Source organism: Acinetobacter sp. A47 (assembly GCF_000805455.1).
Classification (GTDB): Bacteria; Pseudomonadota; Gammaproteobacteria; order Pseudomonadales; family Moraxellaceae; genus Acinetobacter.
Genome location: NZ_JSUS01000014.1, coordinates 1 through 464, shown reverse-complemented (window position 1 = coordinate 464; position 464 = coordinate 1). Strand labels below are relative to the sequence as shown.

Sequence of the window (464 nt, the reverse complement as noted above, 5' to 3'; positions counted from 1 at the left end):
TTGGTTGGGTGTTTGCGCTGATATGGACATAACTAAGCTTATAAATCTTTTTGCCAAGCTTCCGAGTTTGGGCCCTGCCTCTTCACGTCGCATAGTGTTGCATCTGTTGCGGCATAGGCAGGACGTAATGGTGCCCCTCGCTGCCGGAATTAGAGAGTTAGAAATGCACACTAAGGAGTGCACAATCTGCCACAATTTAGACACCATTTCTCCCTGCTCCATATGTTCCGATAAGGGTCGGGACCAAAGCATTATCTGTGTTGTTGAGGAGTTGGGTGACTTGTGGGCTTTCGAGCGCGGGAGAATATATTCCGGGGTATACCACGTGCTGGGGGGAGCATTGTCTGCCCTCTCTGGTATTGGCCCGGAAGACCTAAATCTGGGTGGAATTGTAGATAGGATTCGCACGCATGGGGTTAAAGAAGTCATCGTTGCAACGAGCAATGACATGGACGGACAAGTGA

Annotated in this window: 1 protein-coding gene; it reads left to right on the top strand. The window is 49.8% G+C overall.

What is annotated here, in order from left to right; all coding sequences use genetic code 11:
* Positions 1 to 22: 22 nt before the first annotated feature.
* Positions 23 to 464: toprim domain-containing protein (locus tag OC23_RS19635; RefSeq protein ID WP_038343268.1), on the top strand; the 442-nt coding region annotated here is incomplete at its 3' end.